The 20967-nt window shown below is 73.4% G+C and carries 15 protein-coding genes; 4 read left to right on the forward strand and 11 right to left on the reverse strand.

Going from position 1 to position 20967, the window contains the following annotated elements; genetic code table 11:
- The first annotated feature begins 85 nt into the window (after nucleotides 1–85).
- Entirely contained in the window at nucleotides 86–4162 is a 4077-nt protein-coding gene (locus WME85_RS22195) for a hypothetical protein (protein ID WP_437840744.1), read from the forward strand.
- A gap of 210 nt (nucleotides 4163–4372) precedes the next feature.
- The gene (locus WME85_RS22200) at nucleotides 4373–6103 is read left to right on the forward strand and encodes a hypothetical protein (protein WP_437840745.1); all 1731 of its coding nucleotides are present in this window, start codon (nucleotides 4373–4375) and stop codon (nucleotides 6101–6103) included.
- 18 nt (nucleotides 6104–6121) lie between these two features.
- Here WME85_RS22200 and WME85_RS22205 read toward each other — a convergent pair whose 3' ends face one another.
- The 3 genes from WME85_RS22205 to WME85_RS22215 all read right to left on the reverse strand — a co-directional run bounded on the left by WME85_RS22205 (nucleotide 6122) and on the right by WME85_RS22215 (nucleotide 9207).
- Nucleotides 6122–6370, reverse strand: a complete 249-nt coding sequence (locus WME85_RS22205; protein WP_437840747.1) for a hypothetical protein — start codon at nucleotides 6368–6370, stop codon at nucleotides 6122–6124.
- A 53-nt stretch (nucleotides 6371–6423) separates the two neighbouring features.
- The gene (locus WME85_RS22210; RefSeq protein WP_437840748.1) at nucleotides 6424–7704 is read right to left on the reverse strand and encodes a hypothetical protein; all 1281 of its coding nucleotides are present in this window, start codon (nucleotides 7702–7704) and stop codon (nucleotides 6424–6426) included.
- Nucleotides 7705–7839: 135 nt separating this feature from the next.
- Nucleotides 7840–9207, reverse strand: a complete 1368-nt coding sequence (locus WME85_RS22215) for a hypothetical protein (RefSeq protein ID WP_437840750.1) — start codon at nucleotides 9205–9207, stop codon at nucleotides 7840–7842.
- A gap of 280 nt (nucleotides 9208–9487) precedes the next feature.
- On the opposite strand from WME85_RS22215, the gene WME85_RS22220 reads away from it, so the two are divergent.
- Together WME85_RS22220 and WME85_RS22225 are read left to right on the forward strand one after the other, a co-directional pair.
- Complete coding sequence (locus WME85_RS22220) at nucleotides 9488–11416, forward strand: L,D-transpeptidase family protein (protein ID WP_437840752.1); 1929 nt, start codon at nucleotides 9488–9490, stop codon at nucleotides 11414–11416.
- A 209-nt stretch (nucleotides 11417–11625) separates the two neighbouring features.
- Nucleotides 11626–12651 carry a tetratricopeptide repeat protein gene (locus tag WME85_RS22225; RefSeq protein ID WP_436618549.1) on the forward strand — a complete coding sequence of 342 codons (1026 nt, stop codon included), beginning with the start codon at nucleotides 11626–11628 and terminating at the stop codon, nucleotides 12649–12651.
- 156 nt (nucleotides 12652–12807) lie between these two features.
- On the opposite strand, the gene WME85_RS22230 is transcribed toward WME85_RS22225, so the two are convergent.
- From WME85_RS22230 to WME85_RS22265, 8 genes are all read right to left on the reverse strand, one after another.
- Nucleotides 12808–13287, reverse strand: a complete 480-nt coding sequence (locus WME85_RS22230) for an ATP-binding protein (RefSeq protein ID WP_437840753.1) — start codon at nucleotides 13285–13287, stop codon at nucleotides 12808–12810.
- The gene (locus tag WME85_RS22235) at nucleotides 13284–13868 is read right to left on the reverse strand and encodes a SpoIIE family protein phosphatase (protein ID WP_436618551.1); all 585 of its coding nucleotides are present in this window, start codon (nucleotides 13866–13868) and stop codon (nucleotides 13284–13286) included. The genes WME85_RS22230 and WME85_RS22235 overlap by 4 nt, the downstream gene beginning before the upstream one ends.
- Nucleotides 13865–14650, reverse strand: coding sequence for an anti-sigma regulatory factor (locus WME85_RS22240; protein ID WP_436618552.1), 786 nt, complete (start codon nucleotides 14648–14650; stop codon nucleotides 13865–13867). Before WME85_RS22240 ends, WME85_RS22235 begins: the two co-directional genes overlap by 4 nt.
- The gene (locus WME85_RS22245) at nucleotides 14631–15050 is read right to left on the reverse strand and encodes an STAS domain-containing protein (protein ID WP_437840755.1); all 420 of its coding nucleotides are present in this window, start codon (nucleotides 15048–15050) and stop codon (nucleotides 14631–14633) included. Before WME85_RS22245 ends, WME85_RS22240 begins: the two co-directional genes overlap by 20 nt.
- Nucleotides 15050–16399, reverse strand: a complete 1350-nt coding sequence (locus tag WME85_RS22250; protein ID WP_437840757.1) for an STAS domain-containing protein — start codon at nucleotides 16397–16399, stop codon at nucleotides 15050–15052. The genes WME85_RS22245 and WME85_RS22250 overlap by 1 nt, the downstream gene beginning before the upstream one ends.
- A 577-nt stretch (nucleotides 16400–16976) precedes the next feature.
- Nucleotides 16977–17666, reverse strand: coding sequence for a tetratricopeptide repeat protein (locus tag WME85_RS22255; RefSeq protein WP_061619779.1), 690 nt, complete (start codon nucleotides 17664–17666; stop codon nucleotides 16977–16979).
- Nucleotides 17667–17901: 235 nt separating this feature from the next.
- A complete protein-coding gene (locus tag WME85_RS22260) occupies nucleotides 17902–20379 on the reverse strand; it encodes a DEAD/DEAH box helicase (protein ID WP_437840759.1) in 2478 nt (825 codons plus the stop codon).
- Nucleotides 20380–20418: 39 nt separating this feature from the next.
- Nucleotides 20419–20958: a hypothetical protein gene (locus WME85_RS22265; protein ID WP_437840760.1), complete on the reverse strand. Its 540-nt coding sequence runs from the start codon at nucleotides 20956–20958 to the stop codon at nucleotides 20419–20421.
- Nucleotides 20959–20967 lie beyond the last annotated feature (9 nt).

Here is a 20967-nt window from a genome sequence, read left to right on the forward strand (position 1 = left end):
CGTCATCAAGCATCTCTCTTCCATCCTTGTCCTGCTTGTCATCGCCGGATGTGCCGCTTCGGGCGGCGGGTGCGCCGGCTGTGGAATGACCCCCCTCCCCGCCGGCTTCAAGCCTGCGGACCGCATCGAGAACGCCGGCTCGGCCCGGCTCACGCAGTCGGGCCTCGAGTTCCTCGAGCAGAACCTGGGCGTCCTCGGGCGCGCGCTGCTCGGCGGCGGGGACAGCGGCGTGATCACCTTCTCCGTCCCCAGGTCACCGGGCTCGGTCCTCGGCGGCATCATCGATTACACGCTCTGTCCCGACGGGGCCGATCCGGGGGCGACCCCCCCGACGTGCACGGCCGAGATCGACGTGGGGCGCGCGGCGCTGCAAATCCAGCCCAGGACGCCGCACAACCTCGTCATCCAGGGGCCGCTGCCGGTGCGAATGCAGAGCCTGCCCATCTTCCTGGACGGCGGCGTCCTCGGCGAGAGCACCCAGTACGTCACCCTCAACGGCAACGACGCGTGCCCGCCCGACGAGCAGACCTTCACGAACATCGATGTCGAGGTGGAGCTCTCGGTCGAGATCGACGTCAACCCGCAGCACTCGCGCCAGGGGTACTCGCGCGTCAAGGTCACCCGGCTCTCGATCGACGAAGATCAGCTCGAGTCGAGCCTGCACCTCGACTGCGGCGGCACGTGGGTAGGCGATGCCCTGGACTTCGTGAAGCCGATCATCACGAGCTTCATGGGATCGATGTCCAACGCGCTGAAGAGCCAGCTCGACCAGCAGCTCTGTCTGAAGGCCGATCCGGCGCTGGACCCGGCCTGCCCTGACGGCACGAACGACATCAACGGCGTCTGCCGCTACGGCACGCAGGCGACCGATGAGTGCGCCTCGATCCTCCTCGGCGTCGAGGGCCACCTCGACCTCGGCCGCCTGCTCGCCGGGATCTCCCCCGGCACCCAGGGCGGGTTCGACCTCCTGCTCGCCGGCGGCGGCACGAGCGAGCGCGACGACAACTCCGATCTCGCCTGGGGCGACCTCAACCCCGTCGGCAACGGGCTCACCCTCGGCCTCTACGGCGGCGCCGAACCGCTGCCGATCTCGAAGTGTGTGCCGCTGTCGGACATGGCGCTGCCCGCGGGCATCCCGATTCCCGATGAGCTCGTCGCCAATACGGTCTCCGGCTGGCCCGCCGATCTCCCCGGCCCGCACCTCGGTCTCGCGATCTCCGAGCGATTCGCGAATTACGCCTTGAACGGTCTCTACAACAGTGGGCTGCTCTGCCTCGGGATTTCCACGGAGACCGTGCCTCTCCTCAACTCCGGCACGCTGGGGCTGCTGGCTGCGTCGGCCAAGGACCTCGCGCTGCAGCGCGAGTCGCAGCAGGTCGCGCTCGTCATTCGCCCGCAGGTGCCGCCGCGCGTCACGTTCGGCAACGGTACGAACTTCAGCGACGATCCGCTGATCCGCATCAAGCTCGAGCGGGCGAGCTTCGATTTCTATATCTGGTCGCTCGATCGGTTCATCCGGTTCATGACCGCGACGTTCGATCTCGACGTGCCCATGAACCTCGCGGTCACGCCCGAGGGGCTCACGCCGGTGATCGAGACGATCGGGGTCGAGAACGGCAAGGTGACGAACAACGGGCTGCTTCGGGAAGATCCCGAGTCCATCGCCGAGGCGCTCGGCGGGCTCCTCAGCAGCCAGGTCGGCCAGCTCATCGGCGGCGGCCTGCCGGCGATCGACCTCAACGGGCCGCTTTCAGGGCTCGGGCTCTCGCTGGTGCTCCCGGAGTCGGTCGACGGCGCCGGCTCCCCCGGCCTGCGGAAGCTCACGAAGGGGCAGGACAGCTACCTCGGCATCTTCGCGGCGTTCGGCCTGCCGGCGCAGCAGCGCGCGATGCAGAGCGAGACGCAGGCCGAGCTGAGCCGCAAGGAAGTGCGGGCCGAGGGGCTCCGCCTGCCGACGATGACCCGCGACAACGGGCCCACCGCCCGGCTTTTGATGAGCTCGCCGCTCGATGACGGCACCCGGACCGTCGAGTACTCGTACCGGGTCGACAGCGGCGTGTGGCGCCCGTTCACGCGGGACCGCATCGTCGACCTGCGCGATGACTGGCTGCGGCTCCCGGGGCGGCACGTGATCTCGGTGCGGTCGCGGATCGCGGGAGATCCGCTGTCGCTCGATCCCACGCCGGCGACCGTGGAGATGGTGGTCGACGTCGAGCCGCCGGTCATCTCGGTCGGCGCGGCGGTGGACGGCCACGTGCCGCTCGAGGTGCGCGACATGGTCTCGGACGCGGAGCGCGCGAAGGTGCGCGTGCGGCTCGACGAAGGGGCGTGGTCGCCCTGGGCGACGGCGGCGGAGATGAGGACCGTCGACGTCGGAGACGCCGCGGACATCGAGGTCGAGGCGGTCGACGAGGAGGGCAACCTCGGCACGGCGCGGCAGCCGATCCTCCGCGGCCGCATGCCCATCGATCCGACCGCCGGCTGCGGCTGCGTCGTGGCCGGCGGCCCCGGCGAGGGTCCGTCCGGAGGCCTCTGGCTCGGCCTTGCCGTCGCCGCGGCGGCCGTGCGGCTCGCGCGGCGCGGGGGCGCGTCGAGCGCGCGCGACGCTGGACGCCGCGCGTCGGCCCCGCGCGGCGCCGGGCAGCACGCGCGGCGCGCGCGCGGCCTGCGGGGCGCGCTGGCTGGCGTCGCCGTCACCGCGCTCCTCGGCTCGCACGCCGGGTGCTCGTGCAGCGAGGAGCCGTCCGTGGAGGCGAAAGACGAGTGCGTCGCGCCCGACTGCATGACGCTCCAGCCCGGGCTGGTCGGGGCCTACACGTCGGTCGCGGTCGCCGCGGACAAGCGCACGGTCTGGGTCGCGGGCTACGCCGAGGCCGACTGGCAAAACGCCTTCCAGTGGGGCGACCTCGTCGTCGGCACGTGGGACGGCAAGGCGGTCGCGTGGGAAGCGATCGACGGGGTGCCCGCGGATCCCCCGGTCGACCCGGAGCGGTTCGACGTGCGCGGGTTCCGCGCGGGCCAGACCGACCCCGGCGACGACGTCGGCCTCTGGACCTCGATCGCCATCGGTCCGGACGGCGAGCCGGCGGTGGCCTACTACGACCGGACGAACCGCGGGCTCAAGTTCGCGCAGAAGCAGGGCGACACGTGGGCCGTGAGCTCCGTGCAGCAGGCGTCGAACAGCGACATCGGGCGCTACGCGAAGCTCCTCTTCGTGAAGGGGCTGCCGGTCATCGCCTACCTGGCGATGGAGCCGGGCGAGGACGGCGCGGTCACGTCGAGCGTCCGGCTCGCGACCGGCGAGAGCGCCACGCCAGAGGAGCGCGCGTGGCGGTTCGAGGACGTGGCCCGGGACGAGGCGACGCCGTGCCGTGAGTTCCTCTGCGGCGGGGGGATGAAGTGCATCCGGACCACGGGGCTCTGCGCGAAGCCCCTCGCGGGCGGCGACTGCGACCCGGCGTGCGGCTCCGGGCAGGCGTGCATCGACGAGGGCGGCTCGCCGGTGTGCGCCGCGATCTCCGACGGGAGCCGCACGGAAACGTACCCCGAGGCGATCGGCGACTACATCGCGATGGCGCCGGACGCCGCGGGCGGGTTCGGCCTCGCGTTCTACGATCGCATCCACGGCGACGTGGTGATCGCGTCGCGCTCGACGGGCGCGTGGGAGACCCGGATCGTGGACGGGGCGGCGCCGGACGGGACCGACACGGGCGACGTGGGCATGGGGACCTCGCTGTTCATCGACCGCGCGGGGGACTGGCACCTCGCGTACGCCGACGGCCGCTCGGAGGGGCTGCGGTACGCGCGGGTGAAGGGCGGCACCGACGTCGAGCCCTCCGAGGTGGCGGACGACGGGCTCGGGATCGAGGGTGTCCCCTTCGAGGACGGGCAGCACCTCGTCGGCGACGACGCGAACGTGTTCGTCACCGCGGCCGGGGAGGTGCGCATCAGCTACCAGGACGCGACGAGCGGGACGCTGCGGCTCGCGATCGGGACGAAGAGCGGCGACGGCCACAGCTGGTTCGTGCGGGCGATCGATCAGCAGGGGTTCGCGGGCGCCTTCTCGCGCATCGTCGAGGTGGACGGGCGGCTGCTCATCGCGAACTGGTGGCGCGTCGGCGGGCAGACCACGAAGGGCGACGTGGCGCTCGTCGCCCCCTGAGCTCCGGACGGACGCGCGTGGAAGAGGGGCGCCGCGCGACGGCGCCCCTCCGGACCCGTGCGGTCGGTGGATCGCCCTTGATCGGGCGATCGATCGGCTGAGTATGCTCGGGGCGACGCGCCGCGCGCGTGCGCCTTCTGCAGCGGTCTGCAGGGAGAGCGAAGCGTCACAGGAAAGGCTTGGGACCAGACCATGAAAGCGACGGGACGAATGAGCAGCAAGGCGGTGGGCAAAGCATCCCCTCTCCTCATCGGTGGGGTGCGGGACGGGGGAGGCGCGGGCGGCGCGCCGGCGCGGGGCGCCGCGCGCCGGCGGCGGGCCTGGTTCCAGCTCTCATCGTGGGCGATCCCCGCCGCGTCGGCTGTCGCGGCGCTGCACCTCGCCGGGTGCTGGCCGCTGTCGTACTCCGAGCGCTGCGAGGACGATTCCAGGTATTGCTCCCCCGCGGGGACCGCCGGCGGCACCGTCGACCCAGGCCCCGAGTGCTCGGGGGATCCGACCCAGGACGCGAACATCGTGACGGACCGGTGCGTCGTGTTCGCGAGCGCGAGCGCGCCCTCCGGAGGCGACGGGACCAAGGCGAGGCCGTACTCGTCGCTCGCGGAGGCGATCGAGAAGGCCGCCGGCAAGAAGCCGGTTCTGGCGTGCTCGAGCGACGCGTTCAGCTCGGGCGGCACGTTCAAGGAGAGCGTCACGATCGGGGTCGCCTCCGAGGTGCTCGGCGGCTTCGACTGCAACGCGGGGTGGTCGTGGAGCGCTGAAGCGCGGAGCATGATCGAGGCCCCCGCGGACAGGGTGGCGCTCACGCTGACGGACGACGCGGGCGGCACGCGCGTGCAGGGCTTCGCGATCCGCGCGGTGGACGCGACCGCACCGGGCGGGTCGTCGATCGGCGTGGCGATCGCGGACATCGAGGCGACGCTCACGAAGGTCGGTGTCACCGCGGGCAACGGGATGGACGGCGCGACGGGCGGGACGCCGGAGGCGGCGCTGAACGGGACGAGCGCGCCGACGGTGGTCTCGAACGCGTGCGTCGGCCCCGCGGCGGTCTTCGGCGGCGAGGCGGGCGTGACGGAGTGCGACGACGGCGAGTCGCGCGGCGGGCTCGGCGGGCTCGGCGGGATACCGGGGATGGACGAGGGCAACGGGCAGAACGGCCAGGACGGCACGCCGCTCCCGGCAGAGAACCCGGACGGCACGGGGCTCGGCGGCGCCGGCCAGCTGGCCACGCAGTCCAACTGCGCGCGCGGGGAGGACGGCGCGGCCGGCGCGGCGGGCTCTCCCGGCTTGCCGGGCAACGACAGCGACACGGCGCTGACGCTGGCGGGCCCTGTCGGAGGCAACGGCCGCAGCGGCACGAGCGGGACGCGAGGTCAGGGCGGCGGCGGCGGCGGCGGTACGAAGGGAGGGCTCTTCTGCCCGGCCGGGGCGAACACGGTGGAGGGCGTGGGCGCCAGCGGCGGCGGCGGCGGCGCCGGCGGCTGCGGCGGGAGAGCAGGGACCGGCGGCAAGGCGGGCGGGTCGAGCATCGGGATCGTCAGCCTGGGGAACAAGCTGGCGCTCACCGAGGTGACCGTCACCGTGGGCAAGGCCGGCAACGGGGGCGTGGGCGGGGACGGCAAGCCCGGTGGCCTCGGAGGCATGGGCGCTGCCGGCGGTGAGCCCTCTGGCAAGGTCGGCTCCAAGCAGGGCTGCACCGGCGGCGTGGGCGGCGTGGGCGGCGACGGCGGCCCCGGCGGCGGCGGCCGAGGCGGCCACGCGCTGGGCATCGCCTATGCGGCCACGCCGAGCCAGGCGCCGGCGCTGAGCGTCGTGGAACAAGGCACGGCCGGTAGCGGGGGCATCGCCGGCCTCGGCGGCCCCACCGAGAGCAACGGCGCGGCGGGCGTGAGCGGCGCGTGCTGGGACTTCGGCGCGCAGCAGGCCTGCCCGCAGCAGTGAGCGGCCCCGCGGCGCCGCTCAGGCGCTCAGGGACGCCGCGCCGATCTCCGCGGTCGCCGGGCCGCTCACGCGCGCGCGCTCGGCGGCCACGATTTCGAGGAGCTCCCGCAGGGTCGCCTGCCCGCTGTCGAGCAGCACGCGCATCGCGCCGTCCACGTGCGCCTGCGCGCGCGCCAGGCGGGGAGCGCTCTCCCCGCTCTCCCGCGCGATCAGCAGGTCGTGCAGCATCCCCCTGAGCCTCGCCATCCTCTCGGTCTTCGAGCGCATCGCCATCACCTCGCCCGATCGGCCTAGCGGGAGCGGCGCGACCCGGCCAAGTTTCAGGCGCGCGGCAGCCTGCCCAGCGCGAGGTCCGCGGCCGCGCGCTCGATGCCCGCGAGCGCGACGGCGGGGCCCTTCCGCGGGACGAGCACCACGCGGCAGCGGCCGCGGGTCGCCGTCTCCACGTGCGACAGCCCGAAGTCGAGCGCCGCGCCGACGGCGAAGACGAGCGCGCCCATGCCGAGCAGCTCCGGGGAGCCGGCCCGCGCGCCGTCGACGAGCAGCGACACGCCGAGGTACGTCCCGAGCCCCAGCGCGACCAGCCCCGCATAGAGGCCGAGCCGCGGGTAGCGCACCTCGCGCGTCGCCCGGAGCAGCGCCTCGACCGGGATGTACGTCTCCTGCTCCCGCACCGCCCGGCCGAACAGCTCGGTCCGGCTCCGGACGGTCACGCCCCTCGGGCTGACCTCCAGCGCCGCGGGCCGGCGGTACCGCAGGAGGAACCGCCCCGCGAGCCGGCCCGCGTGCATCAGCAGCAAGATCCCTGTCGCCGCCAGCAGCACGAGGGCCACCGGCCCGCGCGGCGGCGGCGAGAGCTCGCCCGCGAGCCGCGCCGGATCCCGGCCCTCGAGCTCGGGCGCGCCGGCCGCCCAGGCCTCGTCCGCGCCGGCTGGCGCCGCCTCGCCGTCCCCGGCCGGGGGGCCCGGCGCGCGGCTCGGCCGCCGACCGGGCGACACCGCGTCGCGCAGCAGCGAGCGCACGATCGGATCGCGCACCTCGTCCACGAGCGCCGCGGCCTCGGCGCGCGCGGCCGGCGAGGCGCTCCCGCGCAGCGCCGCCGCGGCGATGATCGCGCCCGCCCGGCCGAGCTGCGGCAGCGCGCCCTGGTCGGCGCGCCGGACCAGCGCGGCGACCGATCGCCAGAGCCCGGCGGCGCGCTCGCCCAGCGCCGCGTCGAGCGCGGTCAGCGCGTCGACCGACGTGTACGTGGCCAGCCAGACGAGCGCCTCGGCGACGCGCCCCTCGGCCTCCGGCCCGTCGGGCGGCGAGAGCGCGACCCCGCGCGCGAGGAGCGTGGCGAGGAGCACCCGGGTCGCGCTCCCCGCGCCCTCGCTGGTGCCGCGCTCGAGCGCCCGGATCACGTTGCCGAACCGGGTCTCCGCGTCGGCGGCCGACAGGCCCGCCCGGTCCACGAGCTCCGCGAGGCCGCCCTCCAGGGTCGTCCGACGCTCGTCCGCGGCGGCAAAGGCGGCCGTGTGCACGACCCGCGCGAGGTCGTCGCCATGAGGGTGACCGGCAAGCTCATCGAGCACGGCGTGCGGAGAGTGTTCGGGCGTCATCGGCGCGGGCTGGTCGGATTAACTGAACGCCGCCCCTTTGGCTAGTGTTCCGAGCGGCCCGACGGCGCTCCGCCCCTGCCGCGGCCGCCCTCAGCCTCCCCGAGCGCTCCTCCACCCACCCCGCGCGCCCTCGCGCTACTTCTTCCGGGCGGCGGCCTGGTCCCGCAGCGCCTGCTCCACGAACCCCATGATCAGCTTGAGCTGCCGGTTCGTGACGTGGAGCTTCGACCAGATGACCTTCCCGTCGGTGTTGAAGGTGACCTCGTCCACCACGTCGATCCGGGTGATCCCGAGGTTGATGGTCCGGAGCGCGTTCAAGGTCCTCGTGAGCTCTCGCGCGTGAGCCAGCGCTTCTTCAGCGGATTCGTCCCCCGCGGTGAGCGCCAGGTCGGCGCCGCCGTCCTTCGTCGGCGTGACGGTGAGCCGCATCCACGCGAGGCTGCGCGGCAGCGCCTGGACCCCGCGGAAGGCGTTCGCGGGCGTGAGCATCGAGATGACGATGCCGGCCGACGACGATTTGTTGAAGCCTTTCATGGACTTCAACTTGGATAGCTGAGCCTCTTCCTCAGCAGGAAGGACCACGAGCAGCCGCTTCTCCGGGACCATCGCGAAGATGCGCTCGCTGCGCTCGGCCGTGGCGCGGGCCGCGGGGACGGGCGCGTCCTCGATCCACGCGCCGTTCGACCGCTGCACGATGACGTCGACCGCGGCGCGCATGACCTGCTCGGGCGCGCGGTAGTCCATGACGGCGACGACCTTGCTGGAGTCGCGCAGCTGCGGCCCGGCGATGAGGAGGTGGTCGATGTCCCGGATGGGGTCGACGGAGGTGTCGCTGAAAAAGGACTGCCACTGGGGGATGGTCGTCAGGATCCGGCCGAACCACTCGCCGAGCTCGTGGCTGCGCAGCCGGTCGCCGGCGATGAGGACCTGCACGTTCGGGTCCTTCGACGCGAGCTTGCCCGGCGCGCCCGCGGCGCTGAGCGGGGTGCGCAGGTTCGGGTGATCGGCCTCGTCCTCCGTGCCCGCGTCGCCCGCCGCGTCCGGGCCGGCGTCGCCCGGCGGCTTGCGGCGCGGCGGCGCGGGAGCGCCCGCGTCGGGCGCCTCGGGCGCGGCGCTCGCCGACGCGGTGGGAGGGGGCGGCGCGGGCGGCGGCGTGGCGGGCGCCGCGGCGCCTGCCCCGGAGGGTTGCCCCTCGCCCCCGGTCGCAGAGGGCGCCGCCGCGACAGCGCTGGGGTCGTCCGCGAGCAGATCGAGGTCGATCGGGACGATCGTCTCGCCCGCGTCGTAGTCGGTCAGCTCGCCGCGCAGCGAGAAAATCGCCTCGAGCCACGAGAACAGCGGGGTCGGCAGGAGGGGCAGGTGGAGGAGCAGCGCGACCGCCGCCGCGGTCGCCAGCGCGCGCCTCGAGGCCGCGCGGATGAACGGGGCGACCGCGGCGCCCCGGCCCGCGCGCCGGGCCGACGTCGTGTTGTTCGAGCCACGCCCCGGGGTCCGTTCCGCCACGGCGGTACCCTAGCAGCAGACGTCCGAACGGCATCCGCGCCGCGGGCGCGGCCGCGCCGCAGCGCGCGGCTGCGTGGCATGTCCTTGGCTCTTACGACGAAGCGACGTGGCTGCTGCAGCGTCCGCCCTCGCGAGCCCGGGAGGGCGCGCGCTCCGCAGAGAAGTGGATCGACACGTGAGTGACCAGGTACTAAGACCGCCGAGCCGACCCGACCCTACGGGTCGATCATCAGACCGCGAGGATCGGGAACGCCGGCCCTCGCCCAACGCTGTGGATGCGATGAACCGCTCTCAGGCCCCCCGCCCCCGCGGGCAGAAGGACCTCGCACGACCGCAGGGCAGCGGAAACGTCCGCACCCGCGACGCGAGCAAGCCGCAACCTGCGCCGGACGCCGGACGCCCCGAGGGCAGCGTCGCGCGCACCTCGCTGGTCTCCAGCGCGCTCGGGTTCGTCGCCGCGGCCGCCCTCGCCGGCGCCGCGGCGTGGGCGAGCGGCTGCCAGGGCGAGGCGCCCCCGGGCCCCTCCACCGAGGGCCACCCGCCGCGCGAGCGGACGACGTCCCTCCCCCGCCCGGCGCCGACGTCCTCGGCGCGCGCGGCCGCCCCCGCCGAGGGCCCCAAGGCGGCCCCGAGCGCCGCGCCCTCCGACGCCCCGGAGCCGCCCGCGCCCGACAAGCCGTACACGGGGCCGCTGCTCGGCTCGATCGTGCCGCAGGCCGCGGTCTACCCGACGATGGAGTTCTCCAAGCAGCGGCTCGGCTACATCCGGCTCGGCGGCAAGGTGCCCGTCGATCCGAAGCCGATCAAGGGCGGGAGCTGCGCCAAGGGCTGGTACCGCCTCCTCGACGGCGGCTACGTCTGCGGGCGGTCGGCGACGACGGACATGTCGAACCCGCAGGTCCGCCTCGGCATCACGCCGCCGAACCTCGACGACGTCCTCCCGTACAAGTACGCCTTCAACACGACGCACGGCACGCCGCTCTACCGCTCCGTCCCGTCGAAGGACGAGATGGCGCGCTACGAGCCGTACCTCGAGTCCTCGAAGCGCAAGAAGAAGGAAGAGGAGCGGCAGCGCGCCGAGGAGCTCTACGAGGAGACGGAGAAGGAGGTCGCCGCCGCGGCCGCCGCCCCGCGCCCCTCGGCGAGCAGCGAGACGGAGGGGAGCCCTGCGCCGGCCGTGACCGCGGTCGCCGCGGAGGGCTCCGCGGCCGAGGACAAGGCGGCGGCCGTCGCCGCGGCCGCGTCGCTCGGCATCGTCACCCCCGCGCCCGTCGAGGAGGAGCCCGAGAAGCCCTGGTGGGAGAACGTCGACGACAAGGGCAGGCCGCTCAACGTCACGCTCGCCGATCTCGACAAGGACGCCGACGCGACGGTCGCGAAGCGGATGGTGAAGGGCTTCTTCGTCGCGGTCGACAAGACCTTCGGCTGGAACGGCCGCAGCTGGTACAAGACGACCGCGGGCCTCGTCGCGCCGAGCGACCGCATGTACATCATCAAGCCGCCGGCCTCGCAGGGCATCGACTTCCCCGAGGGCGCGAAGTCGGTCGGCTTCATCCTCGCGAAGACGGCGAACAAGTACCAGTTCGACGCCGAGCTGAAGTCCGTCTCCGTGGCCGGCTCGCTCGAGCGCTTCGCGGCGTTCGGCCTCACGGGCGAGGCGCACACCCACAAATCGACCGTCTACCGCCGGACCACCGAGGGCTGGTGGATGAAGGGCGCCGACGGCACGTACACCGATATCGGCTCCCCGCCGCCGGACGTCGCGCCGGGCGAGAAGTGGATCGACGTGAACCTGACGCGCAAGACGCTGGTCGCGATCGAGGGCGACAGGCCCGTGTTCGCGGCGCTCATCTCGCCGGGCAGGCGCTCGAAGGACAAGAAGAAGGATCACCCGACGCACACAGGGGTGTTCCGCATCCGCGAGAAGCACATCGCGACGACGATGGACGGCGACGGGACGGTCGCGGGCGACCTGCCGTACAGCATCGAGGACGTGCCGTTCGTCGCGTACTACGACGGGTCGTACGCGCTCCACGGCGCCTTCTGGCACTCGAACTTCGGCCGGGAGATGAGCCACGGCTGCGTGAACCTCTCGCCGCTCGACGCGAAGAAGGTCTTCTTCTGGAGCGAGCCCCGGCTGCCGCGCGGCTGGCACGGGGTCTGGGCCACGCCGGAGAACCGCGGCACGCTCGTGTCCATCCACGAGTGAGCAAGGAGTGAGCAAGGGCCGCCGGTCGCCTCGCCCGAGCGCTCCGGAGGCCGCCCGGCCGCCTGCCGCCCCGCCGCCTGCCTCCCTGCCCGAGACGCGCGGCGAGCGCTGGAAATTCGGGCCGGTCGTGTTCAGAACAGCTTGAGCGGTCGGTTTGACAGGGCTCCCTCTTGACTCGGAGCCCCCCTTCGCACACTTGTGGAGCCGCCATGGACCAGTTCTCGGCGCACCTCGACCGCGGGTGGGATCTCGTCCAGCGCGGGGACACGCGCGGAGCAGAGGCGTCGGCCCGGCGGGCCCTCGAGCTCGATCCGAACTCGCCGGAGGCTCACAACCTGCTCGGCTTCGTCGCGGCGCTCGAGGGCGAGGGCGAGGAGGCCATCGAGGCGTACCGCCAGGCGATCGCCCTCGACGACACGTACCTGGAGGCGATGCTCAACGCCGCCGAGGTGTACATCCACCCGCTCGGCGACTTCGACCAGGCGATCGAGATGTGCGACCAGGCGCTCGATCTGGCCGAGGTCGACGAGGAGATCATCGACGCGCTCCTCCTCAAGTTCGACGCGCTCCTCGGCAAGGGCGATCTCGACGAGGCCGCGCAGGTCGCCGCCAGGATACCCGAGGGACCCTACGACAATCCGAACCACACCTTCCTCGTGGGCCGCGCCTTCTACGAGATCGGCCAGGCCGACAAGGCCGCGGCGCTCATCGAGGAGGCGGCGCTCAAGGACCCGCGGCACGCCGAGGCCCACTACTACCTCGGGCTCATCCGCGACGAGCGGGGCGACGTCCGCGGCGCGACGCAGGCCTTCCTGCGCTCGCGCGAGCTCGACGTCGAGCTCGGCATGCCGCCCTGGGCGCCGAGCCGGGACGGCTTCATGACGCTCGCCCAGAAGACGGTCGCCGCGCTGAACCCCGTGCTCCGGCGCTACGTCGAGGGGGCGGAGCTCTACATCTCCGACGTGCCCGGCATGGAGCTCGTGGCCGAAGGGGTCGATCCCCGCGCGCTGGTGCTGCTGGACGGCCTCAACGCCGACGAGCGCGAGCGGGGGCTCCGCGGCAACGCCGAGGTCCACCCGTGCGCGCGGGTCTTCGTCTACGCGCTCAACGTCGCGCGCCTCGCGGGCAGCATCGAGGCGCTCGATCGCGAGATCAACCTCGCGCTGGAGCGCGAGATCACCGCGACGTTCCTCGAGGCCGAGCAGAACGAGCGGACCGAGAAAGAGCTGAACTGACGGTCAATCGACGCCCAACGACGCCCACCCGACGCGCGCCCGACGCCGACTGACGGGCGCGCGTCGCCGGAGGGTCCTTGGGCCGATCGGAGAGGCGACCTTCGCGCGCGGCGGGCAGCGATGGATCGGCGCGCGCGCGCAAGCGCGAGGGGCTGCCTACTTCCACTTGATGGCGGTGATCTCGGTGCTGACGCCGGGCGACGAGCGGATGACGACGGAGCTCATCAGCCGGTGCACGGCGCCGAGCCCGACGCCGAGCCCCTGACCGGGCATCCTCGGCGTGAGGCGCGGGGAGCTGGACGACGACGGGCTGCGATCGCTCTTCGGGCCGACCTCCTCCGCCATCACCAGCCTCGGATCCAGGCCGGGGCCGGAGTCGCGCACGATCACCTCGACGCCCCACCGGCCGCCCCCCGCCTGCGCGCCGTCGTGGATCGCGCGGATGCTGATGCTGCCGCCGCCGCCGTGGCGGACGGCGTTCGACACGAGCTCGGCGATCGCGATCGCGAGCTCGTGCTGCGCGCGGTCCGAGAGCCCCGCCCAGCGCGCGATCTGCGCGCCCTCCGCGGCGCAGGCGAAGCGATCCTCCTCGCGCGTGACGGGGATGTTGAAGGCAGGCGGGGTCCGCTGCGTCACGCCAGGACCCTGTCGCGGAGCACGGCGACGACGCACGTCGCGTCGTCGAACGACTTCTTGTGGGCGTCGACGATCCGGCGCGCCATCTCCTCGGGATCGAGATCGCGGAACGCCGCGAGATCGAACCCGCTGGAGATGCCGTCGGAGTGCAGCATGACGACGTCGCCAGGCGAGATGGGAAAGCGGAAGCTCCGGAGCCGCCGCACGCGCCGCCCGAGGATCCCGGCGGAGCAGAAGATCGGCATCGCCGTCCGCGTGATCGCCTTCATCGCGATGTTACCGACGCCGGAGAACTCGAGCTCCCCCGCGCTCTCGTCGATGCGCAGGAGCGCCGCGGCCGCCCCGCGCGTCGACGCGATGTGCTCTCCCGCTCCGGTCAGGAGATCCTCGAGCGGCATCGATGCGTGGTCCTCCACGTAGCGACAGAAGGCCGAAGCCGCCTGCGCTGCGTGAGGACCGTGCCCGAGCCCGTCCGCGAGGCCGATCAGCACCCAGGGAGAATGCCGGACCACCACCACCTCGTCGCCGGCGACCTCCTCGCCGGCGGCGACGCAGCACGCAGTCCCGATCGCGACTGTCATCCGAGATATTTCCTGACCGTCACGGTCGTCCCTGCCCCGGGCGCCGTCTTGACATCAAACGCATCCATGAGCGCCTTCGTACCGCGGAGGCCCGCGCCCATGCCGTGCCGCGAGCGGTACTTCCCGCTCAGGATCTCCTGCAGGTTCGAGATCCCCGGCCCGTGATCCGTCGCGATGATCTCGATCGCCCGCATCGGCGAGGTGAGCGACCGGACGATGATCTGCCCGTTGCCCGCGTACCTCACGATGTTGCGCCCGAGCTCGGAGATCGCCGTGACGATCTTCGTCTGCAGGACGTCGCTCACGAGGTGCTCGATGCAGAGCTCGCGGCCCGCAGACCGCGCGCGCAGCACGTCCTCCTCGTTGCGCACCTCGATCGTGATCTCGCGCGGCGCAGGCGCGGCGTGATCGAGCTCGCCGAGCTCGGTGATGCACCGATCGAGCTGCGCCTGGTCGCGCACGAACAGCTTCACGCCGCGCTTGACCTCGACGAGCAAGCGCCGGAGATCGCCCTCGCGCGCGTAGAGCGGGTCGACCTTCGCCTGTCGAATGCCGCAGTCGATGACGCTCTTCCTCACCGCGGGCGAGAGGAACTGCGCCAGCACCGTCTCGATCTGATCGGTGATCGAGCGGCCGACGATCTGCGGAGACGACGGCACAGGGCCGCGCGCCGACTGCGGCGAGCCAGGCATGCGCGTCGACACCGGTCCACCGGACCGGCTCGACGGCGGCCCCGTGGCGCCGCCACTGGAGGGCGGTCCGTCACGAGGAGGGATCTTCATGCGACACCTCGTTCGTGAGCTCCGGCGGCATCATGTCGTCATCTGCGGAGGGCGCGAGCATCTCGACCGCGCGCTCCAGGTTGAGCGCCGTCACGACGCCGGGGATCTCGAGGTCCATCTCGACGAGGGCGATCGCGACCGCGGGGCGCAAGCCACAGACCGCCGTCCGGACGCCCATCAGCCGGGCCGTGAGCGCGATGTCACGGATGGCGCGGGTGAGATAGCTGTCGAGAATCTCGACACCGGAGAGGTCGACGATGAGACCGCGGGGCGAGCGCGCTTCGATCGACCCCGTCACGTCGTCGCGCAGCTGCTCGACCTGTCCGTCGGTGAGCCCGCCCTGCACCGAGACGATTAAATTCCCGAAGAGGCCCACAATGGGGACCCTACCCGCTTGCATCAAGTGGACGTCTCCTTCCTCGCGCTGAGCTGCAGCTGTGTCGTGAGCATGGGACCGCTGCCCGACGGGTCGAACGCGGCCTCTGGGCCGCCTGGGGTGAATGGCTGTCCTGCCTGCTTGTCGTTGCCCTTGGCCGCGCCGCGGCGGGCGCCCATGAGCGACGTGAGCGTCGGCTTCTGCCCGGCGAACGCCAGGCTCTCGCGAAGGGCGTGCTTGAGGTTGCGCGAGGCGCGCACGGTGCCGAGGTTGATGCCGAGCTCCACCATCGTCTGCGCGACCGCCGGGCGGACACCGGTGATGCGGCACCGCGCGCCGAGCAGCTCGACCGCCTTCATCAGCTTCATGAAATGGTCGGCCGTGCGCGTGTCGATGACCTCGACGCCCGTCACGTCGATGATGACGTAGCGCGACTGGCGGCGGACGATCTCGTCGAGCAGCCGCTCCATGATCTGCGCGCTCCGGCGCGAGTCGACGACGCCGATGATCGGCAGCGCGAGGACATCGTCCCAGAGCTCGAGGATGGGCGTCGAGATCTCGTCGATGGCGTAGCGGAGCCGCTCGACGAGCTCGCTCTTGGCGCTCTCGCTCTCCACGAGGTCGCGGTTCTTCCCCTCGAGATCCTCGATGAGGCGCTTCTTCTCCGTCGCGTCGCGGAAGACCGCGACGGCGCCGGAGATCGACCCGTCCTTGCCCCGCATCGGGCTGGCGCTGACCGTCAGGAACAGGCCCGACGCAGGGCCAGGGTCGATGCGCGCGTCGGCGAACACGGACGGCGCGCGGACTGACCGCGGCTCGACATCGTCGCCCTGCGTCCCCGACGCGGGGGCGAGGGTCGGCATGGCGTTGCCCGCCGCGCCCTGAGCCCGGCGGGCGAGCCGCGCGTCCTGCTCGGCCGACTTCCTCGCGAAGAGCTCCACCTGATCGACCGTCTCGCCGCGCAGCGCGCGCGCCAGGGGGTGCTCGGAGGCGGGCCACGGCGTCGCCTGATCCGGGAAGAACAGCGTCGCGTCCCCGGGCCCAGGGCCGTCGCCCGAGGCGAGGTCGAGCGGCGCGCGGCCGAGCATGTGCTCGGCGGCCGGGTTGCGCATCAGGAGCTCGCCCCTGTCGTCCACGACAGCGACGCCGTCTGCCATGCTGTCGAGCACGAGCTTGAAGATGCCCGCCTGGCGACGCAGCTCTTCCTCCGAGCGGGCCAGCTGCTCGCCGCGCTCGCGCGCCTCGCTCGTCGCGCGGTCGAGCTGCGCGGCCTGCTCCTTCGCCGCGCGCTCGTGCTCCTCGATCTGCTGCTCGAGCGTCGCGACGCGCTCCGTGAGCCTCGCTATCTCTTGCCGCAGAGCTTCTTCGCTCATCGCGAACTCTCCGTCGTAAGCCCGCGCTCGCGTCGCGGAGCGCCGGGCAGCACGTCTCTCCGGCGCGCGGCGCGGCGAGCCGCCGTGGCAGCTCGCCCGAGCTCTGCGCGCCGGGAGGATGAGACGCGCGAGCCGCGCGAGACGGTCGCGGAGAGCGCATCGCGCTCCGCCGTCCTGTCCGTCCTTTGCAAGCTCGTGACGCTCATGTTTTCTCCTCGCGGGGTGCCCTGTCCCGACGACGGGGACCGTGTCCAGCACCAGTCGAGAAACACAGCTTATCGCCAACCGGGCAACCCACCGTCAAGCTTCGCGTCGGTCGTGCATGTCGCTTGTGGCGCCAGCATCCGCAGGCGCCCAGCCGAGGTAGCCCGTGTCCGCACAACCTCTCCTGTGCCTTGCGTCACGAACGACGACTCCCGCGCTGCCGCGCCGCAGCGCGGTTGAGCCCGGCCGGCCGGCCGCCGGGCTCGTCGGACTGGGACTTGCGGAGGGCGAGCGAGCGCACGTGCCTCCTCACCTGGTACGCTCGGAGTGGGTGCGAGCAGGAGCTCTCGAGGCGAGCGAGCGAACGGCTCGATCAGTCGCCGAGACTCTGGCGCTCGCGGGCGCGCCGTCGCTTGGTCTTGCGCTTCGAGTCGGCCGGCCGCTGAGGGTCTGGCCCGCTCTCGCCGGTCGTCGGCGCGCCCGCGTCGAGCCAGCGCCACAGCGCCATCTGGTCGGCCGTGGCCCCGTGGCGGATGGCGCGCTTCAAGATCTTCTTGGCGAGCACCAGCTTGCCGCAGCGGGCGAGCGCGTGGGCGTAGCTCGCGGCGATGTCGGCCTCGCCCGTTTGCGCCTCGGTGGCCTGCGCGAGGAGCGGCAAGGCGTCCTGCGGGCGGTTCAGGGCGACGTCGTAGAGGTGACCCAGGTTATGGGCATACCACGGGTTGTCGGGCGCGATGGCCAGCGCGCGCTCGTACGCGCGCGCGGCGTAGCGGTAGTTGCCGAGCAGCGACTGCGCCAGGCCGAGCACCGCCCAGGCGCCGTCGTCTTCCTCGTGGAACTGCAGCACGCGGCGCGCGAAGAGCGCGGCGCGCCACGGGTCGTGCTCGACGCCCATCTCCGCGAGGTGGCGGTGCGCGTAGAGCCATGGCTCGCTGCCCGGGGCCGTCGCGCGGGCCAGGCGCGCGAGCAGCGGGAGAACCCTCTCTGCGTCGAGCTTGTCAGCAAGCGCTCGATCGATGTCCCGTCGAAGCCGGTCGATATCCTCCGCTCCACTGCGCGCCATCCCTTCCGTGATACGACCAGTGGGCTGGCTTGGCTAGCGCGTTGCGCGCCGGGAGGCGCCGCCTGGACGGCGTCGCACGCGAGCGCCCACCGACGTACGCCGGCGGGCGGTGTCTGGCGCGCGCGGGCAGCAGCATCGAACGTCCACGCGGAGCCTGCTCTGTCGTTACCTGTTGCCCGGCGGCAGGACGGCGCTGCCCGGCGGCAGGACGGGCGCTCCGGCGGAGCGCCCCGCGTCAGGCGTCCTCGGTCACCTCTTCGGCGCTTGACGTGCGCTCCCGAGCCTGCTCCGCGCGCGCCTCCTTGCCCGCGATCGTCGCGCCGTTCAGCACCGACACGACCCGCGCGAGCTCGGCCTTCGGGACGCTGACGAACGCGTTGCGCTCGCGCACCCGGATGCGCCGGATATCACCCTTGGCCAGCCCCGCCCGCTCGACGAGCACGCGCTGGAAATCGGCCGCGCGCGCGCCGTCGCGCCGCCCGAGGTTGATGAAGACCTCGACGAACTCGCCCTCGGGCTCGTCGCGCGGGGGCTCGGCGCGCGGCGCCTCACCCGGCTCGACGCTCTCGATCTCGACCGCGGGCTCGCCGGGGGTGGACGGGGCCGCGCTGCTCACGCGCTCGCGATCGCCGCCGCCGCGCGACACGGGCGAGCCGGGCGGCGGAGAAGGCGGCTCGCCGAGGATCGGCTCGTCGTCGCCCTCCTCCTCCGGCGGCTGCCACATGGTGAAGTCTGCGTGGCGCGAGAACGGCTGTCCGGGCGCGCCGCCCTGAGGCCTGCCCGGCGCGCCGGCGACGCCAGCGGCGGCAGGGCCGCGGCGCGCCGACAGCAGCGTCGCGGCGCCCGGCCGCTCGCGCAGGCGCTCCGCCGGGCCGCGGCCGGTCACGCCCTCGCCGCGCGGCGGCTCGATCCGCATCAGCGGCTCCGGGCGCGTGAGCGGCTCGACCGAGACGGGCCCCTCGTCGCGCGCGTGGCCGCCGCCACGGGCGCGCGGCTCGACCCGCGGCTCGTCCCCCGGCGGCGCGTCTGCGCCGCGAGGCGCGCGCCGCCCGTCGTCCCGCCGCAGGCGCAGCGATCGCCGATCGCGCTCCCGCCCGCGGTCGCGCTCGGCCTCGCGCGCGATCTCGCGCTCGCTGCTGCGCTCCGTCTCCGGCGAGCGCGGATCGGCGGAGTCGGCCGCGCGCGGGATCGCTTCCCGCTCGCTCCCTCCGCGCGAGGCGCGGCCCTCGCCGCGCTCGCCCCCTCCGCGCGCGGCGGGCTCGGGCCTGGTCGACGGGCCCGCTGGGCGCTCGGCGCCCTCGCGCGCCGTCGCGCGCTGCGGCTGCTGGGCGCGGCGCGCGGCGCTCGCCTCCTCTTGCGCCGTCGGCCGCGCGCCGAGGTGGTCGCGCAGGAGGCCCGCCACGATCGCCTCCGACTGGTCGTGCGTGAGCAGCCGGCGCGCGAGCGAGAGATCGTCGGGGTGCGTGCCCTTCGGCAGGAACGCCTCGGCGAGCAGCGCGACGAGATCGGCCTCGGCGCGCGTCTTGAGCTCCCCCTCCGAGGGGAGCTGCTTCTCCAGCGGCCGGATCTTGTACGTCAGCCGGAGGATGTAGAGCGGGCCGACGTCCTGCGGCGTGATCAGCGCGATCGCCGTACCGGTGCGCCCCGCGCGGCCGGTGCGGCCGGTGCGGTGCACGTACGCCTCGGCGTCCTGCGGGAAGTCGTAGTTGATGACGTGCGTGAGGTGCGAGATGTCGATGCCGCGCGCGGCCACGTCGGTGGCGACGAGGAAGCGCAGGCGCCCCTCGCGCGTCGCGCTCATCACCTTCTCGCGGTCGGACTGCGGCAGATCGCCGTTCAGCCAGTCGGCGTCGTAGCCCTGGCGCTTCAGCGCCGCGGCGACCGCCTCCGTCTCGTCCTTGGTGTTGCAGAAGACGACCGCGTTCTCGGGGTTCTCGACCTCGATGATGCGGATGAGCGCGGCGTGCTTGTCGCCCGTGACGAGGTAGACGAAGTGCTGGATCTGGAGCGCGCCGACGGCGTCGCCCGAGAGGGTGATGAACTCGGGGGAGCGCAGCTTGCTGCGCGCGATGCGCTCGATGTCGGGCGGGAGCGTCGCCGAGAACAGGAGCGTCTGCCGCTCCGGCGGGAGCTCGGCGAGGATCGCGGTGAGCTCGCGCTCGAACCCCATCGAGAGCATCTCGTCGCACTCGTCGAGCACGAGCAGCCGGATGTGCTTGGCGACGATCGTCCCGCGGCGCAGGTGGTCGAGCACGCGGCCCGGCGTGCCGACGATGACCTGCGCGCCCGCGGCGAGCGCGTCGATCTGCCGCTGCATCGGCGCGCCGCCGTACACGGCGACGACCTTGACGCCCTTGCGCTTGCCGAGGCGCTCGACCTCCGCGGAGACCTGGAGCGCGAGCTCTCGCGTCGGGCACAGCGCGAGCACCTGCGCCTGCGCGAGCGAGCGCTTCACGGCGTGGTCGACGATCGGCAGCCCGAAGGCCGCCGTCTTGCCGGTGCCGGTGCGCGCCTGCACCACCGCGTCGCGCCCGCGCGTGACCGGCTCCCACACGGCGAGCTGCACCGGCGTCGGGTGGACGTAGCCAATCTCCGCGAGCGTCTCGCGCAGCTCGGACGACAGGGGCAGCACATCGAAGGTGGGCAGCGGCTGGGGCTTTTCGCCGGTCTGCGCTTCACCCGCCACTGCGGCAGGGGGAGAAGGAACGGTCATGTCGGTCATATCGTCCTGCGTGATCGCCGCGTCGGGGGATTATCTCGGGGATGCGGGCCCAAGCTGGCCATCGACAATCGCCCGGACCCGGCGCCGTAGCGGAGCCAGATCGCCTGCCTCGCGCCGCGCTGCGTGCTCCTCCGCATAGCGGAGCCGCTCGATGGCGTCGAGAGCGCGCTCGTCCTCGGCGGAGCCCAGGCAGGACGCGGCGACCCCGTCCCGGTACGTCCACTCCGGGGCGAGCTTGCTCCGGAACCGGGCGAGGGCGGCGTCCTCCCCGTCGGTCCCGGGGGCGGCGTCCCTGGCGCGCTCGACGGCCCGGACGAGGGCCAGCAGGCCCTCCTGGCAGCTCCCGTAGGGGGACGGCGCCGCCGGCAGGAAGAAGACCTGCCGGATCAGCTGGAGGGTGCACGCGACGATGATGAGCGCGGCGACGCTGTAATAGACGACCAGGGCGATGCGGCGGCCGCGCGCGCGGGGCCCGCCGGGGCGCCGCGCCGTCGCCGGGCGGCGCGCTCGCGCGTCGGTCCCTGGCGAGGCCGAGGCAGGGGCGGTGGGCGCGGGGGCGGGGGCAGGCATGAGCGCGGC

The organism is Sorangium sp. So ce1153 (genome assembly GCF_051521595.1).
Classification (GTDB): Bacteria; Myxococcota_A; Polyangia; order Polyangiales; family Polyangiaceae; genus Sorangium.

What these genes read in the sequence shown, in the direction of transcription:
- WME85_RS22195 (WP_437840744.1), top strand. Translation starts at nt 86, where the DNA reads ATGACCCCCCTCCCCGCCGGCTTCAAGCCTGCGGACCGCATCGAGAAC.
- WME85_RS22200 (WP_437840745.1), top strand. Translation starts at nt 4,373, where the DNA reads ATGAGCAGCAAGGCGGTGGGCAAAGCATCCCCTCTCCTCATCGGTGGG.
- WME85_RS22205 (WP_437840747.1), bottom strand. Translation starts at nt 6,370, where the DNA reads ATGCGCTCGAAGACCGAGAGGATGGCGAGGCTCAGGGGGATGCTGCAC.
- WME85_RS22210 (WP_437840748.1), bottom strand. Translation starts at nt 7,704, where the DNA reads ATGACGCCCGAACACTCTCCGCACGCCGTGCTCGATGAGCTTGCCGGT.
- WME85_RS22220 (WP_437840752.1), top strand. Translation starts at nt 9,488, where the DNA reads ATGAACCGCTCTCAGGCCCCCCGCCCCCGCGGGCAGAAGGACCTCGCA.
- WME85_RS22225 (WP_436618549.1), top strand. Translation starts at nt 11,626, where the DNA reads ATGGACCAGTTCTCGGCGCACCTCGACCGCGGGTGGGATCTCGTCCAG.
- WME85_RS22235 (WP_436618551.1), bottom strand. Translation starts at nt 13,868, where the DNA reads ATGACAGTCGCGATCGGGACTGCGTGCTGCGTCGCCGCCGGCGAGGAG.
- WME85_RS22240 (WP_436618552.1), bottom strand. Translation starts at nt 14,650, where the DNA reads ATGAAGATCCCTCCTCGTGACGGACCGCCCTCCAGTGGCGGCGCCACG.
- WME85_RS22245 (WP_437840755.1), bottom strand. Translation starts at nt 15,050, where the DNA reads ATGCAAGCGGGTAGGGTCCCCATTGTGGGCCTCTTCGGGAATTTAATC.
- WME85_RS22250 (WP_437840757.1), bottom strand. Translation starts at nt 16,399, where the DNA reads ATGAGCGAAGAAGCTCTGCGGCAAGAGATAGCGAGGCTCACGGAGCGC.
- WME85_RS22255 (WP_061619779.1), bottom strand. Translation starts at nt 17,666, where the DNA reads ATGGCGCGCAGTGGAGCGGAGGATATCGACCGGCTTCGACGGGACATC.
- WME85_RS22260 (WP_437840759.1), bottom strand. Translation starts at nt 20,379, where the DNA reads ATGACCGTTCCTTCTCCCCCTGCCGCAGTGGCGGGTGAAGCGCAGACC.
- WME85_RS22265 (WP_437840760.1), bottom strand. Translation starts at nt 20,958, where the DNA reads ATGCCTGCCCCCGCCCCCGCGCCCACCGCCCCTGCCTCGGCCTCGCCA.